Below are 16,727 nucleotides of genomic sequence, written 5' to 3'. Positions count from 1 at the left end.
AGCCGCCTGGTGCCACCGCCGAGTCCTGCATGTCCGCCTTGACCGAGATGACCGACATCCTGCTGCGCCATGCTCCTGGCGACGGCATGCACGCCACCCGGATTGCCGGGCTGCAGATCATGCGCAGCGCCTCGCCCACCGTGTCGGTGCCCACGGTCTACACGCCGATGTTGTGCCTGGTGGCGCAAGGCCGCAAGCAGGCGATGCTGGGCGCGGCGGCGTATCTCTATCACCCGCAGATGTATCTGGTGGCCTCGGTGGATCTGCCGATCGTCGGTTCGGTGATCGAGGCCAGCGCCGCGCAGCCGTATCTGTGTTTCTGCCTGGATCTGGACACCGCCGTGCTGAGCGACCTGGCCGTCAGCCACCCGGAGCTGGTCGAGCCGCAACGCGATGCGGCGCAGGCCGGCTTGTTGCTCAACCACAGCACCCCGCCATTGCAGGACGCTGCAGTGCGGCTGGCGCGTCTGCTCGATCAACCGCAGGAGATCGCCGCGCTGGCACCGCTGGTCCTGCGCGAAGTGCTCTATCGGCTGATGGCCGATCCGGCCAATGCGGTGGTCCGCCAGATGGCCATCGCCGACAGCCGGCTCAACCAGATTTCCAAAGCCATTGTCTGGCTGCGCGAGCATTACGCACAGCGCTTCCGCATCGAGCAGATCGCCGATCTGTCGGCAATGAGCCGCTCCACCTTTCATGCGCATTTCAAGGCGGTCACCTCGATGACGCCGCTGGAATACCGCTCGCATCTGCGCGTGCACGAAGCGCGCCGGCTGATGCTGGCCGAAGCGCTGAATGCCGCCGATGCCGGCTTTCGCGTCGGCTACGAGAGCGCCTCGCAATTCAGTCGCGACTACGCACGCATTCTTGGCGCGCCGCCCGCACGTGACGCACAACGGTTGCGTGCCGGGGCACAGGCTGCGACACAAGCGGCGTAAGCTCATTCGTGCGCAGTGACGCAGCGGAGCCTGGTCACGCGCTCCTGCACTAAGCGACATGCATCACCTACGATGACGCGGCAGACCGCACCACGTCACCGTTGAGCGCCGTGTCACTCGGCCGCGTACTGCGCCTCGCTGACCTGCTCCAGCCAGGTCACCGGCGAGCCGTCCTGCGCTTCGGCGATGGCGATATGCGACATCGCCACGGTGGCGTTGGCACCGTGCCAGTGCTTGACGCCCGGCGGAATCCACACGATGTCGCCCGGGCGGATCTGCTGCGCCGGCTTGCCCCATTCCTGCACGCGCCCGGCACCGGCGGTGACGATCAGCGTCTGCCCCAGTGGGTGGGTGTGCCAGGCGGTGCGCGCGCCAGGTTCGAAAGTCACCGTGGCGCCGCCCACCCGCGCCGGCGCGTCGGCCTGGAAGGGCGCATCGATGCGCACCTTGCCGGTGAAATAGTCGGCCGGGCCGGCCGCAGATGCGGCGCCACCGGCCTTGCTCACCCTGATCGCCTGTTGCTCTTCACCACCGGGCGTGACGGCGGCCATCATCGACAGCGACATCGCAGTTGCGAACAGATTCATGGCAGTGCTCCTCAATCCAAGTGCCTGCACTGTAGCGCGCGTGTGCGCCGGCATTACCCGGGCAACCGCGCATGCACCTAGAAACACAGCGCATCAATGCGGCAATGACATCTCGGATTTGAAGCCGTCACGCACCATCGCGCAGCATGCAGCGGCATGAATGGCATGCGCGCTCACCGACTTCCGCGACAAGCCGGCCGGCACCATCCGTATCACCACCGCCGGCCACGCCGCCGATGCCTATATCTGGCCGGCGTTGTCGAACGTACTGCCCGACTATCCCGACCTCAAGATCGAGGTCACCGTCGATTACGGGCTGGCCGACATCGTTGCCGAGCGCTACGACATCGGCATCCGGCTGGGCGACCAGGTCGCCAAGGACATGATCGCGGTACCGATCAGCCCGATGCAGCGCATGGCGGTGGTGGCGCTGCCGGACTACGTTCGTGCACCACACCATCCCCGCCGCGCCGGCCGAGCTGGCCCGGCACAATTGCATCGGCTTGCGCCTGCCCACCCATGGTGGCCTGCTGCCCTCGGATTTCGAAAAGGACGGCCGCGAGGTCAAGGTGCGCGTGGAAGGCCAATGGACCTTCAACGGCAGCAGCGCCATCCTGCGTGCCGCGTTGGCCGGCGGCGGACCCGCGTTCTTGCCGGAAACCATGGCGCTAGGGCACATCGCCGCCGGCCGGCTACGCCGCGTGCTGGAGGACTGGTGCGAGCCGTTCGATGGCTCACGCCTATTACCCCAGCCGCCGCCAATCCTCGCGCGCACTCAAGGTAGTGATCGATGCGTTGCGGCACGACCTGGCGCGCTGACACACCCGTGTAGGAGCGTGCCTGCGCGCGACCAGACCTTCTCAGTAACGCCCCATCGCGCGGGCACGCTCCTACGACGACCTCGGCTTGCGGACGGGTTGAAGGGGGTGATCGATGCGTTGCGGCACGATCTGACGCGCTGACACGCCCGTATAGGAGCGTGCCTGCGCGCGACCAGGCCTTTCTCGGTAACGCCCCATCGCGCGCGGGCACGCTCCTACGACAGCGTCGGCTTGCGGACGGGTTGAAGGGGGGGATCGACGCGTTGCGGCGCGCTCCGGCGCGGTGACACGCTTGTGTAGGAGCGTGCCTGCGCGCGACGAGGCCTTCTCGGTAACGCCCCATCGCGCGCGGGCACGCTCCTACGACAGCGTCGGCTTGCGGACGGGTTTGAAGAGATGATCGACGCATTGCGACACGATCCGTTGCGGTGACACGCCCGCGTAGGAGCGTGCCTGCGCGCGACTAGGCCTTCTCGTTAACGCCCATTGCGCTGCCCTGCCGCCGCCGCTAGAACCCGCTCGGCACCTCGCGCTTGCCTTCCGCTGTCACCACCGGCGGTTGCGGCCGATACGCGCGCAGGAACAGCGCCACCGCACTGGCGACATACCCGTGCTGCGTGGCAGCCGGTGCCTGCCACGTGTCGCCACGCAGCGCCGCATTGGCCGGCATCCCGGTCATCAATCCAAAGAAATGCACCGAGGCATCCGGCAGATTGTCGATGACCAGGCTGCCCTGCTCCACTTCGCGCGCCAACACCGCACGCATCGTGGTGTCGTAGCGTTCGAAGCCCAGCGTCCACATCTCCTCGCGTATCTGGCTGGGCAGTGCCGGCGGCCGCACCAGGCCGTAGGCGGCATCGCCCAGCGCATTGCTGGCCGCCATGCGCACGACCGCGTCGGCGATGGCGAGCAGACGCACGGGCAGCGGCCCGCGCATGTTCAACAGCGCCTCCCAGGGATTGGGCGACTGGTGCGCCAGCGCCTCCAGGGTGGTACGGAACAGCACCTCCTTGGACGCGAAGTGCGCATACACCGTGGCCTTGGACACCACTGCGCGCTCGGCGATGCTGTCCATGCTGGTCTTGTCGAAGCCCTGGCGTGGAAACAGCTCGGCTGCCGCGCGCAGGATCGCGCCACGCTTGTCGTGCGGCGCGCGCCTGGGCGCCGGGACCTCGGCAGCGGCGTCATCCACGTGGCTGCCCCGTCGCCGTCGTGGCCACCGCCGGGTCGGCCGATTGCAGCCAACCGCCGCCCATCGCCTTGTAGAACGTCGCCAGATTGGTGAAGCGTGACAGCTGCGTGGTGATCAAGTTCTGCTGCGCGCTGTACAGCGCGCGCTGCGCATCCAGCGCCTGCAGGTAGCTGTCCACGCCGCGTTCGAAGCGCGCCTGCGACAGCCGGTAACTGTCGGCAGTGGCATCGACCAGGGCCTGTTGCGCCTGCAATTGCCGGCCCAGGGTCTCGCGTTGCGCGAGCGCATCGGAAACCTCGCGGAACGCGCTCTGGATCGCCTTTTCGTACTGCGCCACTTCGATATCGCGGTTGGCCTTGGCCATGTCCAGGTTGGCGCGATTACGCCCGGCGTTGAAGATCGGCAGCGTCAGCGCGGGCACGAAGCTCCAGGCGCGGGTGCCGGAATCAAACAGGTTGGACAGGCTGCTGCTGGACGAGCCGGTCGATGCGGTCAGGCTGATGCTCGGGAAGAACGCCGCGCGCGCCGCACCGATGTTGGCATTGGCCGCACGCAGGTTGCGCTCGGCCTCCAGGATGTCCGGGCGGCGCTGCAGCAACTGCGACGGCAGCCCGGCCGGCACGCTGGCCAGCACGTTGCCGTCCACGCTGGCGCCGTCGGGCAAGGCCTGCGGCAACAGCTCCGCCGGCACCTGCGTGCCGACCAGCAGCACCAATGCGTTGCGGTCTTGCGCCACCTGCGCGGTGTAACGCTCCACATCCACGCGTGCGGATTCCACCGTGGTCTGCGCCTGGCGCAAGCTGAGCTGCGAGGCCACACCCAGCTCGAAGCTGCGTTGCTGCAGGCGATAACTGTCGCCCTGGCTGCTCAAGGTGGACTGCGCCAGCTGCAGCAACTGCTGATCGGCCGCCAGCGTCAGATAGGCGGTGGCCACTTCGGCCACCAGACTGATATGCGTGCTGCGGCGTGCCTCGGCGGTGGACAGGAACTGCTGCAGCGCCTGTTCCTTGAGACTGCGCACACGTCCGAACAGATCCAGCTCGTACGCACTGACGCCGATATTGGCGCTGTAGGTCCGGAACACCTGCGGCTGGCCCGGAATGGCCAGCTCCGACGGCGTGCGCGCGTTATTGGCGGTACCGGTGCCCTGCACGGCGGGCAGCAGCGCAGCGCGCTCCACCCGGTACTGCGCACGTGCCACCTCGATGTTGAGCGCGGCCACGCGCAGGTCGCGATTGTTCTCCAGTGCCAGCGCGATCACCTGCTGTAGCGCCGGGTCGGTGAACACCTGCCGCCAGCCGATGTTGGCGATATCGATCGCCTGCGCGGGGCTGGCCGTATCGGTGGTAGTGGATGCCGTCGAGAGCTCGGTGCCGGCAAAGCGCTCGGGCACCGGTGCGTCGGGCCGTGCATAGCGCGGCATCAGCGTGCATCCGGACAGCACGCCGGCCACCGCGATCGCGGTCAATGTCATGCGGATCGGTGTCATCTCAGTGTCCTGCCGGTTGCGGTGCGGGCGAAGTGGGCTGTGCGCGGCGGGTGAACAAGCCGCTGATCAGCACGAAGAACAACGGCACGAAGAAGATCGCCAGAATCGTGCCGGACAACATGCCGCCGATCACCGCGGTGCCCAAGGCATGCTGCGCGCCTGCACCGGCACCACTGCCGAGCACCAGCGGCACCACGCCCAGGATGAAGGCCAGCGATGTCATCAGGATCGGCCGCAAGCGCATGCGTGCTGCCTCCAATGCGGACTCGATCAGGCTCTTGCCGCTTTCATGCAGTTCCTTGGCAAATTCCACGATCAGGATCGCGTTCTTCGATGCCAGGCCAATCGTGGTGAGCAGGCCCACCTGGAAGTACACATCGTTCATTTTCCAGGTCAGCATTGCGCCCAGCAGCGTGCCGAACACGCCCAGCGGCACCACCAGGATTACCGAGAACGGAATCGCCCAGCTTTCGTACAACGCGGCCAGACACAGGAACACGATCAGGATCGACAACCCGTACAACAAGCCGGTCTGGCCGGTCGAGGATTTCTCCTGCCGCGACAACCCGGTCCACTCGTAGCCGATGCCCGGCGGCAACTTGGCCGCCGCCGCTTCGACGATCTGCATCGCCTCGCCACTGGACGCAGCACCCGGCATCGCCATGCCCAGGATCTCCACCGACGGCACGCTGTTGTAGCGCTCCAGACGCGGCGAGCCGGAACTCCAGCTGGCAGTGGCGAAGGCGTTGAACGGCACCATCGTGCCGGCGCTGTTGCGCACGAACCAGCGGTCGATGTCCTGCGGATTCATGCGGTACACCGCATCGGCCTGCAGCATCACCTTCTTGACGCGGCCCTTGTCGATGAAGTCGTTGACGTAGGTACTGCCCCAGGCGCTGGAGAAGGTGTTGTTGATATCGGCGATCGACACGCCCATGGCCTGCGCCTTGTGCGAATCGATTTCCAGCTTGAACTCGGGCGTGTCTTCCTGCCCGTTCGGGCGCACCGCCACCAGCCGCTTGTCCTGCGACAGCTCGGCCAGCAGCTGGTTACGCGCTTGCATCAAGGCCTCGTGGCCGAGGTTGGCGCGGTCCTGCAGCATCAGGTCGAAGCCGGTCGCATTGCCCAGCTCCGACACCGCCGGCGGTGCGAACGCAAACACCTTGGCATCGCGAATGGTGCTGAAGAACGCACCGGCCTTGCCCGCCACGTCGGTGACGCTCTGGCCCTTGCCGGTGCGCTCGTCCCACGGGCGCAACTTGACGAAGGCAAAGCCCACGTTCTGGCCGGTACCGGCAAAGCTGAAACCGGAGACGGCAAAGATGCCGGCAACCGAGTCCTTCTGATCGACCAGGAAGTGATGCTCCACCTGCTTGAGCACCTCGCCGGTGCGCGCATCGGTGGCACCGGGCGGCAACTGCACCAGCACGAACAGCGTGCCCTGGTCCTCGTCCGGCAGGAAGCCCACCGGCAGCTTCATGAAGCCGAACACCACCAACGCCAGCAACACCGCGTAGGCCAGCATGTAGCGCCAGCCCTTGCCCAGCATGTGCCGCACCACACCCTGGTAGCCGTTGTTGCCGCGATCGAACACGCGGTTGAACCAGCCGAAGAACCCGGTGGTCGCCAGACCATGGCCCTTCTCCACCGGCTTGAGCAAGGTGGCGCACAGGGCCGGGGTCAGGATCATCGCCACCAGCACCGACAAGGTCATGGCCGAGACGATCGTGATCGAGAACTGCCGGTAGATCACACCGGTGGAACCACCGAAGAACGCCATCGGCACGAACACCGCGGCCAGCACCAGGGCCACGCCGACCAGCGCGCCGGAGATCTGGTCCATCGACTTGCGCGTGGCGTCCTTGGGCGACAACTGCTCCTCGCCCATCACGCGTTCGACGTTTTCCACCACCACGATGGCATCGTCCACCAGCAGGCCGATCGCCAGCACCATCGCGAACATGGTCAGCGTGTTGATGGTAAAACCGAACGCCGCCAGCACGCCGAAGGTGCCGAGCAACACCACCGGCACCGCGATGGTCGGGATCAAGGTCGCGCGGAAATTCTGCAGGAACAGGTACATCACCAGAAACACCAGCACCACCGCTTCGATCAGCGTATGCACCACCTGCTCGATGGAGATGCGCACGAACGGCGTGGTGTCGTACGGCTTTTGCACCTTCATGCCGGGAGGGAAGAATTTCTCCTGCTCCTCCAGGCTCTTGTCGATCGCGCGCACCGTATCCAGCGCATTGGCGCCGGTGGCCAGCTTGATCGCCAGACCGGCGGCCGGCTTGCCGTTGTAGCGGCCCACCGTGTTGTAACTCTCGCTGCCCAGTTCGATGCGTGCCACATCGCGCAGGCGCACCTGCGAGCCATCGGACTGCGTGCGCAGCAAAATGTTCTCGAACTCCTCGGCGGTCTTCAGCCGGGTCTGCGCGGTGATGGTGGCATTGAGTTGCTGGTTGGGCACCGCCGGCAACGCGCCGAGCTGGCCGGCGGAAACCTGCGCGTTCTGCGCCTGGATCGCGGTGCGCACATCCACCGGGGTCAGGCTGAAGTTGTTCAACTTGTTCGGGTCCATCCATACCCGCATCGCGTACTGCGAGCCGAACAAGGTGGTGTCGCCCACGCCTTCGACGCGGCTGATGGTTTCCTGCACGTTGGCCGCCACGTAATCGGACAGGTCCGAATCGCTCATGCTGCCGTCTTCGGAAGTGAAGGCCAGCACGTTGAGGAAGTTGGTGGCCGACTTGGTCACCATCACGCCCTGCTGCTGCACTTCCTGCGGCAGCAACGGCGTGGCCAGCGACAACTTGTTCTGCACCTGCACCTGCGCGGTGTCCGGATCGGTGCCGTTGTCGAAGGTCAGCGTGATGGTCACCGCACCGCTGGATTCGCTGGTGGAGGCCATGTAGCTGAGGTGGTCCAGCCCCTTCATCTTCTGCTCGATGACCTGGGTGACGGTGTCTTCCAGGGTCTGCGCCGAGGCGCCCGGATAGTTGGCGGTGATGGCGACGGCCGGCGGCGCGATGCTGGGGTATTGCGCAATCGGCAAGGTGGCGATGGACAGGATGCCGGCCAGCATCACGATGATGGCCAACACCCAGGCGAAGATCGGACGATCGATAAAGAAGCGTGCCATGACGTGTGATCCCGCCTCAGTTGGCCGCACGCGGTGCGGTCGGGGCGGAAGGAGTGCCGGCGGCTGCATTGCCGGCACCGGCAGCCGGCGTGCCCTTGGGCTGCCACGGCACGGTCTTGACCTCGATGCCGTCGCGGGCGCGCGAGACGCCTTCGACCACCAGCTGCTCGCCGGCCTTCAGGCCGCTGCGCACCAGCCATTGGTCGCCGACTTCGCGGTCGGTTTCCAGCACGCGCAGGTGCAGCTTGTGGTCGGCGCCGACCACGAACGCGGTCGGCTTGCCGGCGCCGTTGCGCGAGACCGCCTGCTGCGGCACCAGCACGCCCTGCTCCTTGATGCCTTCCTGCAGCACCGCGCGCACGTACATGCCCGGCAACAACTCCGCATTCGGGTTCGGGAACACCGCGCGCAAGGTGATCGAGCCGGTGTTCTGGTCGACGGTGACATCGGAGAACGCCAGGTGGCCCTGCAGCGGATAGGTGCTGCCGTCTTCCAGCAGCAGCGACACCTTGGCCGCGTCGTCGCCGGCCTTCTCCAGCTCGCCGCGCGCCATCGCCTGCTTGAGGCGGAGCAAGGCCGCGCTGGGCTGGGTGACGTCGATGTAGATCGGGTCCAGTTGCTGGATGGTGGTCAGTGCGGTGGCCTGGTTGGCGGTCACCAAGGCGCCCGGGGTGACGCTGGAGCGGCCGATGCGGCCGGAGATCGGCGCGTCCAGGCGCGCGAAGGCCAGGTTGATGCGCGCGGTTTCCACGCTGGCCTTGCCGGCGGCCACATCGGCCTCGGCCTGGCCCAGCGCGGCGGCGGTGTCGTCGCCGTCCTGCTGGCTGATGGCCTTGATCTGCACCAGTTCGGTGTAGCGCTCGGCCTTGAGCCTGGCGGTGCGCAGGTTGGCCTGCGCCTTGGCCAGGGTGGCCTGGGCGCTGGCATAGCTGGCGCGGTAGGTCGCCGGATCGATCTGGTACAGCGTCTGCCCGGCCTTGACGTCGCCGCCCTCGGTGAACTGGCGCGACTGCACGATGCCACCCACCTGCGGGCGAACTTCGGCGATCAGGTAGGGAACCGTGCGTCCGGGCAGCTCGGTGGTCAGCGTCACCGGCTGCGGCTTGACGGTCAGTACGCCCATTTCGGGCATGCCCTCCTCCGGCGGCGGGCCGCCTGGCGGGCTGCCGCAGGCACTGAGCAGGACGGTGGCAGCAACGGCAGCAGCGAGCAGGGGCAGGCGAAACGAGGCATGAGGACGCACGAGGAGGTCTCCGACGGGACGCAGGATGGTTAAATCTAAACGGTACGGTTCGGTATCCTAATAAGCGCATCCGTGGCCGTCAAGCATTCCTGCCCAGTCGGTATACTTAAGTACCCAAGGGAGCCAGTGGATGCGGGTCAGAACCGAAGAAAAACGCGACGCCATCGTGCAGGCGGCCAGCGAGGTGTTCCTCGAACTGGGCTTCGAAGGCGCCTCGATGTCGCAGATCGCCGCCCGCGTCGGCGGCTCCAAGCGCACGCTCTACGGCTATTTCCCGTCCAAGGAGGAGTTGTTCGTGGCGTTTGCCAAGGACATGTCCGACCGCTACATTGACCCGCTGCTGGACGCGCTTTCGCAGAGCAACGGCCCGGTCGCCGAGACCCTGCAGCGCTTCGGCGAGGACATCCTCGGTTTCCTGTGCGCGCCCAGCTCGATCACCATCTGGCAGACCATCATCGGCGTGTCGGGGCGGTCGGACGTGGGCGCGCTGTTCTTCAATTCCGGTCCGGAAGAAGGCGTGCAACGCATGGCCGACTATCTGCAGACGCAGATGGATCGCGGCGCGATTCGCTGCGCCGACGTCCTGATCGCGTCAAGGCAGTTCGGCGGGCTGCTGGAGGCGGAAACCCTGATGCCCTGCCTGTTCGGCGCACTCAAGGACCCCTCGCCCGAGTATCTGCGCGGCGCCGCGCAGCGCGCGGTGGAGATGTTCCTGGCGGCGTATGCGCTCGAGTCGGCACCGGGTTGATGCATGGGGCAGGCATGGCGCGAAAGCGCACTCCTGCACTGCGCACGCTCGTTAAAGGGCATCGCCCAGTGCGGCAATGCCTTTGTGCATGACACTGGTTTTCAGGTGTCCCACGCCGGGCGCGCAGGCGCTGCCGGCAACGCCACGCCTGCCCCACTTCAGCGATACACAGACACGCGCCACTGACCATCTGCCATCGGCAGCCAGGTGATCTCCACCGGCAGGAACTTCTCGATCAGCCGGGCATTGCTGGCCAGATGCTTACTGATGGCATCGGTCGTGAACCCGCCACTGCCGGCCAGCGCCATCGGCAGCAGCAACTGGTCCGACAGATACTCGCCAACGCAGGCGCCACCATCGAGATACCGCTGCACCTGATCGGCAAGGCGCTCGCCCACCCGCTCGGCGGGCACACCGCGCTCGCCGTAGCCGGCAAAGGTCTCGACATGCGCTGCATGGCGCACACGCACAAGCGCAACATTGCCCGGTCCCAGCGCAGGACGCACGCTTTCCACATGGCGCGGGCTAGGGTCCACGCCCAGACGTGCAGCCAACACGCGCAACTCGCGATGCCCAATCTTGGTCGACAACCCGGAAATCAGGATCTTCGCTTCGATCGATTCCAACGCCCCACGTGCATCGAACACGGCGTGCTGGAGCTGCGCACAAGGCTCCACCGCCACCTGCAGCACTCCGCCGCCGGCCGGATAGAAGCCATGGCGCTCCAGCACCGCCGACACGCGCACGCCCATTCGCTGCAAGGCAGGCAGATAGCAGTCAGCGATGAAGTCCACATTCGGCGCCAACGGGTTGTGCGTCCCGCCTTCGAACGTCAGGCTGGAAGGAGTCGCTGCCTGCCAAAGCGCAGGTAGCACCGTCTGCAACACCAGGGTGGCAGAGCCCGCACTTCCGGTCGCGAAGCGATACGTCCCCGGCAACACCTGGCCCGGCTCGAACCGCAATGCCGTCGCACCGATCTGCGCGCCATGCGTCCGCGCCTGACCAATCGCCGCCGCCGCATTGACGGCCGTCAGGTGCTGACGCATCAAGCCCGGGCGTGAACGCGCTCCGCGGATGTTGTGCATGACAAAGCCGGTCCCGGTGCACAGGCTCAACGTCAATGCGGTGCGCAACAACTGTCCACCGCCTGCCGCTCCATCGATTTCAATCATGTCCATGACGCACGTCCATTCAAATAAACGCCCCGATGTCGAGATCGGGGCTGTCAATGCCTTGCCGGCGCAGTGTAGGTGGATCCAGCATCCAGGCCGCGCCCGCTGGCTGCACCTGCACTGCAGCGGAGTGTCCGATCCCGCAGCGTCGATGCAACGCATCGCTAGCGCTGCGGCAACCGATGCACAGGCCTATCCCTTGACGCAGACCACCTGCCGAAGCGTATGCACGATTTCCACCAGGTCGCGCTGTGCATGCATCACCGCCTCGATCGGCTTGTAAGCCGCAGGCGACTCGTCCACCACGTCTTGATCCTTGCGGCACTCCACATGCGCCGTGGCCTTGATGTGGTCGTCGAGGCTGATGCGCCGCTTGGCCTCGGTGCGGCTCATGACCCGGCCGGCACCATGGCTGCAGCTATGGAAGCTGTCGGCATTGCCGAGCCCGCGCACGATGAAGCTCTTGGCCCCCATGCTGCCGGGAATGATGCCCAGCTCGCCCTTGCGGGCACTCACCGCCCCCTTGCGCGTCACGAACACGTCCTTGCCGAAATGGTGCTCGCGGCTGACGTAGTTGTGGTGACAGTTGACAGCCTCCGCCTGCGCCTCGAACGGCTTGGCGATGACCGTGCGCACGGCCGCCACCACGTGCCGCATCATGATTTCACGATTGATCCGCGCATAGCGTTGCGCCCAATCCACTGCAAACACGTAGTCGGCATAGTGCTCGCTGCCTTCCGGCAGGTAGGCCAGGTCCTGGTCCGGCAGGTTGATCATCCAGCGCCGCATTTCGTTCTTGGCCAGCTGGATGAAATGATTGCCGATGGCATTGCCGACGCCGCGCGATCCGGAGTGCAGCATGAACCATACGCGCTGCGCCTCATCCAGGCAGACCTCGACGAAATGGTTGCCGGTTCCCAGCGTTCCCAGGTGCTGCAGGTTATTGGTCTTCTGCAACCGCGGATGGCGCTCGCAGATCAACGCAAAATCGCTCGCAAGCTGCGACCAGCCATCGATTGCATGGCCCGGCGGGGTCTGCCATGCCCCCTTGTCGCGCGCACCCGGCGTGCGCCCGTGCGGCACCGCGCGCTCGATCACGCTGCGGATCGCGGCCAGGTTGTCCGGCAGGTCGCTGGCCACCAGCGTGGTACGCGCTGCGATCATGCCGCACCCGATATCCACGCCGACTGCGGCAGGCACGATCGCGCCGATAGTCGGCACCACCGACCCCACCGTGGCCCCCTTGCCCAAATGCACGTCGGGCATGACCGCGATCCAGCGGTGGATGAAAGGCAGCTTGGCGATGTTCTGCAACTGCTGGCGTGCTTCGTCCTCGAGCGGAACGCCGCGCGTCCACAGCTTGATCGGAGCCGCACCCGGCTGGGCAATCACATCGTAGTGTTCGATGCTCATGGAGATACTCCTTGTAAATGACTGAATAAAAGCGCGGTGACAAAAGTGATGGAACGCTCTGCGGAACGCCGGCGTTAACCGGCGTGACACAGCGGGAATCGAACCCAACCCAATCAGGGGAACCAAAGTAGTTCCATCGGCATTCACCGCAAAACCAAACCACGCTGCCTGCGACAAGATCAATGAAACGCACGCTCTACCACTGAGCTACCGTCATGACGGGCGGGATTCGAACCCGCGACAATGGAGTTTCACTTGCATTCGCACGACAACGCAGACAACAAGACCGACGGCGACCACGACAACGGAGATGAAACATCCTGCTCTAACCAGCTGAGCTACCACCCCACACAGGGTGGGCGGGACTCGAACCCGCGACCTGGAGCGTAAGAGGCTGTAGTTTCATCGGCATTCGTGACCACCGACGGCGAAACCTGTAGGTGGCAGCCAGACCATGACACTGCTGCCAGGTCAGTTGCTACCGCTTGTTCAACACATAGCATTCCTGCCACCACCCGGCGGGCCCCATTGCCCGCCGGGTCTGCACACGTCCGTGTGTGCTCACAGCTCGATCGAGCCGATCCGCTCGACCCAGCGCGTCGCACCCGCACCCTGCGCTGCGAACGTCGCGATCAGGTCGAACACCGCATCGCTGAAACCGCCGACATGCAGGATGTCGTCGCGCTCCAGCGTCTGGCTGGTCGCGACCGGCTGCAAGTCGATGCACACCATGCGGGCCTGCGGACAACGCGCCTTCAACCGCGTCCATTCCTGCATGGTTGCCGTTGCCGCACCGCTGCGGGTATCGCGCCAGCTTTCGTTGTCCGACACCAACACCAGCAGATCCACCTGAGCCCGCATTGCGTTCAAGTGCGCCAGCGGCGCACTGACGCTGGTGCCGCCACCGCATTGCGCCGCCAACTGCTGCGCCTGGGTGAGCACGCTGTCGCGTGGATTCAACCGCAGCGAACGCACCTGCGTGTCGAACGGCAGCACTGTGGCTTGCGGGTTCGTACGCTGCACGCACGCGGCGATCAAGGCCGCCACATCCACGCAACGCACGCTGGTGGTCGCCCCCTTGCGGTAGCCGGTGACCGGCGATGCCATCGATCCCGAGACATCGACCGCCACCACCACCTTGCCCTCCAGCACCGGCACCTGCCGGGTCGCGATTTCCATCGCATCCTGCAAGGCAGCACCGATCTGCGGCGGCAACTGGCTGGCCGCGGTGTAGGCCACCTGCAATTGATACGGAAACACACGGGCACGCTGGATCTGCTCCGGATCGCGCAGGCGTGCGGCCACCTTGGCCACCATCGTCGCATCGGCAAACACGCCATGACGCGCAAACGTATTGAGGTTCATCCTTAACGTCTGCCACGACACCCGCTCTGCCAGCAGTGCCCAGTGCGCCCGCGTCAACGCCACTGCCGTGTAGTACTGGAACGGCAGATCCGGCAACGCCTCGCCCGGCGCACGCTTGAACGCCTCGTACGCCTGCAGTACCGCCGGCAATGCGGTCTCCTGGTAGGGCTTGCCGATCACCCATGCATACAGGGCCTCGCGCTGCGCATCGGCCGGCTTCGGGTGCACCATGCGGATCACGTCGGCCAGCGACGGCTGCTGCCCGATCGCCGCCTGCACGATGGTGGCCACCGACGCCTGCTGCAACCACTGCCGCACCATGCGCTTGGGCAGCGAACCCAGCGACTTGCGCCCGACCTGACCGCTGCGCATGATCTGCACGAAGTTGCGCAACAACCGGCCGTTGTCGACCACGCGGGGAAACGCACGGGCAAAGACCTCCGCGTCGCGGGTGGTCAACGTCGCCAGCAACAATGCCGGCATGTCCTTCATGTGCGCTACCTGACGTGCATAGATCGCGGTCTGCGCAACGAATGCCGGCGGGACCCGCTCGCACAAGGTCAGCATCTGCTGCAACTGCGCGTCGGCGCTCGCATAGTAGGTGCCGTTCAAGCAGCCGGTAGCCGCATACAACGCCAGCGCACCACGCGGCGTGCGCTCATAGGCGCAACCGCCGGCCTCGTTCTGGGCAGCCGCCTTGGGCAGCAATGCGCCACGCGGCGAGGAGAAGAGTTGAAGATTGGCCATGTTGGGCTCCTGGCGGGAACTGCCCACGGTGGGGCGATGAGCCATACTCAGCAATGCGCGTGCCAACTTTGGCAGCCAATGCATAAGGCACTGTTTTGCAAGGGTTTAATTTTATTTCCATGACACGCCGGCACGGCGAGTTTGATATTTTTCGTATACTCCAGGCGCGCTATTTATCTGGATGGATATGGACAGGACCAAGGTCATTTTCGGCATGCTCGGCGTGCAGCTGGATGCCGGCACCGGGCCGGGACGCTGGGAAAAGTGGAGACCCACCGTGTCACTGGGCATGCACGACGACTTTTTGGTTGGCCGCGTCGAACTGCTCGCCGATGCGCGCCGCCATGCAAAATTGGCGAGCGTGGTCTGCAATGATCTTGCCCAGGTGTCGCCAGACACCCAGGTGCAACAGCACGACACCTACCTGGCCGACCCTTGGGACTTCGAGGGCGTGTACGCCACCCTGCACGACTTCTTTGCCAGCTATACGTTTGCGCCGGAAGATGAGGACTATTACCTGCACATCACCACCGGCAGCCACGTCAGCCAGATTTGCTGCTTCCTGCTGACCGAGAGCCGGCACTTCCCCGGCCGGCTGCTGCAGACCTCACCGCCCCGCAAGCAAGGCAGCGGGGAGGCGGGCAGCTATGCGGTGATCGATCTCGACCTCTCCCGCTACGACCGCATTGCGCAGCGTTTCGCGCAACAGCAGATGCAGGACCGCGCCCTGCTCAAGAGCGGCATCGCCACGCGCAACCCCGCGTTCAACCGGATGATCGAGCAGATCGAGACGGTGGCCACGCGCTCCAAGGCGCCGATGCTGCTGATGGGACCCACGGGCGCCGGCAAGAGCCAGCTGGCCAAGCGCGTGTTCGAGCTGAAGAAACTCAAACACCAGCTGGGCGGACGCTTCGTTGAGGTGAACTGCGCCACGCTGCGCGGCGATGGCGCCATGAGCACGCTGTTCGGCCACACCAAGGGCGCCTACACCGGCGCGATCAGCGATCGCCCCGGATTATTGCGCTCCGCCCACCAGGGGCTGCTGTTCCTGGACGAAATCGGCGAACTTGGGCTGGACGAACAGGCCATGCTGTTGCGCGCCCTGGAGGAGAAGCGCTTTTTGCCGGTCGGCAGCGACAAGGAGGTGGACAGCGAGTTTCAACTGATCGCCGGGACCAACCGCGACCTGCAGCAGCAGGTGCTGCAAGGGCGCTTCCGCGACGACCTGCTGGCACGCCTGAATCTGTGGACCTACCACTTACCGGGGCTGGCCGAGCGCATGGAGGACATCGAGCCGAACATCGATTTCGAACTGGAGCGGTGGTCGCGCGAACAGCATCAGCGGGTCGCCTTCAACCGCGAGGCGCGTGCGCGCTACCTGGCCTTCGCGACCAGCGCAGAAGCGCGCTGGAACGGCAACTTTCGCGACCTCAGCGCCTCGGTCATGCGCCTGGCGACCCTGGCCAATGCCGGCCGTATCCAAACCGAACTGGTGGACGAGGAAATCATTCGCCTGCGCCAGCAATGGAATGGTGCACAAGCGGCGTCGCCGCTGGAGGCCTTGCTGGGCGATGGCGTGGAGCAGCTGGATCGCTTCGATCGCGTACAGCTGGAAGACGTGGTGCGCCTGTGTGCGCGCAGCAGGTCGCTGTCGCAGGCTGGCCGCGAGCTGTTCGCGGTTTCGCGCGGACAGCGCGCCAGCACCAACGACGCCGATCGCCTGCGCAAGTACCTGGCGCGCTTCGGCCTGGACTGGGAACAGGTGAGGACGAGTCCAGATACCACAGCGCAACGCTGAGGCCACAAGGCCTCAGCGTTGCGAGGCAAGCTGCTGCGCGAGCATCACTCGCCCTGTAATGCCCCCGTG

At 65.6% G+C, this 16,727-nt stretch carries 11 protein-coding genes and 1 pseudogene; 4 read left to right on the top strand and 8 right to left on the bottom strand.

Annotation, left to right across the window (positions count from 1 at the left end):
* The first annotated feature begins 29 nt into the window (after positions 1 to 29).
* Positions 30 to 938 carry an AraC family transcriptional regulator gene (locus AC1KVE_RS02100; protein ID WP_043088272.1) on the top strand — a complete coding sequence of 303 codons (909 nt, stop codon included), beginning with the start codon at positions 30 to 32 and terminating at the stop codon, positions 936 to 938.
* Between the two features lie 113 nt (positions 939 to 1,051).
* Here AC1KVE_RS02100 and AC1KVE_RS02095 read toward each other — a convergent pair whose 3' ends face one another.
* A complete protein-coding gene (locus tag AC1KVE_RS02095) occupies positions 1,052 to 1,525 on the bottom strand; it encodes a (R)-mandelonitrile lyase (protein WP_024939905.1) in 474 nt (157 codons plus the stop codon).
* A gap of 169 nt (positions 1,526 to 1,694) precedes the next feature.
* On the opposite strand from AC1KVE_RS02095, the pseudogene AC1KVE_RS02090 reads away from it, so the two are divergent.
* Positions 1,695 to 2,344: pseudogene (locus tag AC1KVE_RS02090) on the top strand (LysR substrate-binding domain-containing protein); the annotation flags it as partial.
* 510 nt (positions 2,345 to 2,854) lie between these two features.
* On the opposite strand, the gene AC1KVE_RS02085 reads toward AC1KVE_RS02090, so the two are convergent.
* From AC1KVE_RS02085 to AC1KVE_RS02070, 4 genes are read right to left on the bottom strand one after another with little or no spacing between them, the layout of a single operon-like run.
* The gene (locus tag AC1KVE_RS02085) at positions 2,855 to 3,538 is read right to left on the bottom strand and encodes a TetR/AcrR family transcriptional regulator (RefSeq protein ID WP_104607823.1); all 684 of its coding nucleotides are present in this window, start codon (positions 3,536 to 3,538) and stop codon (positions 2,855 to 2,857) included.
* Positions 3,531 to 5,027: an efflux transporter outer membrane subunit gene (locus AC1KVE_RS02080; protein ID WP_184456412.1), complete on the bottom strand. Its 1,497-nt coding sequence runs from the start codon at positions 5,025 to 5,027 to the stop codon at positions 3,531 to 3,533. The genes AC1KVE_RS02085 and AC1KVE_RS02080 overlap by 8 nt, the downstream gene beginning before the upstream one ends.
* A 1-nt stretch (position 5,028) precedes the next feature.
* Entirely contained in the window at positions 5,029 to 8,172 is a 3,144-nt protein-coding gene (locus tag AC1KVE_RS02075) for an efflux RND transporter permease subunit (RefSeq protein ID WP_481091975.1), read from the bottom strand.
* A gap of 16 nt (positions 8,173 to 8,188) precedes the next feature.
* Entirely contained in the window at positions 8,189 to 9,415 is a 1,227-nt protein-coding gene (locus AC1KVE_RS02070) for an efflux RND transporter periplasmic adaptor subunit (protein ID WP_102256436.1), read from the bottom strand.
* A 130-nt stretch (positions 9,416 to 9,545) separates the two neighbouring features.
* On the opposite strand from AC1KVE_RS02070, the gene AC1KVE_RS02065 reads away from it, so the two are divergent.
* Entirely contained in the window at positions 9,546 to 10,163 is a 618-nt protein-coding gene (locus AC1KVE_RS02065; protein WP_039526278.1) for a TetR/AcrR family transcriptional regulator, read from the top strand.
* Positions 10,164 to 10,321: 158 nt separating this feature from the next.
* Here the strand turns inward: AC1KVE_RS02065 and rtcA are convergent, their stop codons facing one another.
* From rtcA to AC1KVE_RS02050, 3 genes are all read right to left on the bottom strand, one after another.
* Positions 10,322 to 11,497 (bottom strand): RNA 3'-terminal phosphate cyclase, encoded by a 1,176-nt coding sequence (rtcA, locus tag AC1KVE_RS02060; RefSeq protein WP_481091976.1) that lies wholly within the window; start codon positions 11,495 to 11,497, stop codon positions 10,322 to 10,324.
* 30 nt (positions 11,498 to 11,527) lie between these two features.
* Positions 11,528 to 12,748 (bottom strand): RtcB family protein, encoded by a 1,221-nt coding sequence (locus AC1KVE_RS02055; RefSeq protein WP_481091977.1) that lies wholly within the window; start codon positions 12,746 to 12,748, stop codon positions 11,528 to 11,530.
* A gap of 561 nt (positions 12,749 to 13,309) precedes the next feature.
* Positions 13,310 to 14,860, bottom strand: a complete 1,551-nt coding sequence (locus AC1KVE_RS02050; protein ID WP_481091978.1) for an RNA-binding protein — start codon at positions 14,858 to 14,860, stop codon at positions 13,310 to 13,312.
* Between the two features lie 187 nt (positions 14,861 to 15,047).
* Here AC1KVE_RS02050 and rtcR point away from each other — a divergent pair, with 187 nt between their 5' ends.
* A complete protein-coding gene (rtcR, locus tag AC1KVE_RS02045; protein WP_481091979.1) occupies positions 15,048 to 16,658 on the top strand; it encodes an RNA repair transcriptional activator RtcR in 1,611 nt (536 codons plus the stop codon).
* Positions 16,659 to 16,727: the final 69 nt, after the last annotated feature.

This window comes from Xanthomonas sp. NCPPB 2864 (genome assembly GCF_056675615.1).
This window is presented reverse-complemented; position numbering and strand designations above follow the sequence as displayed.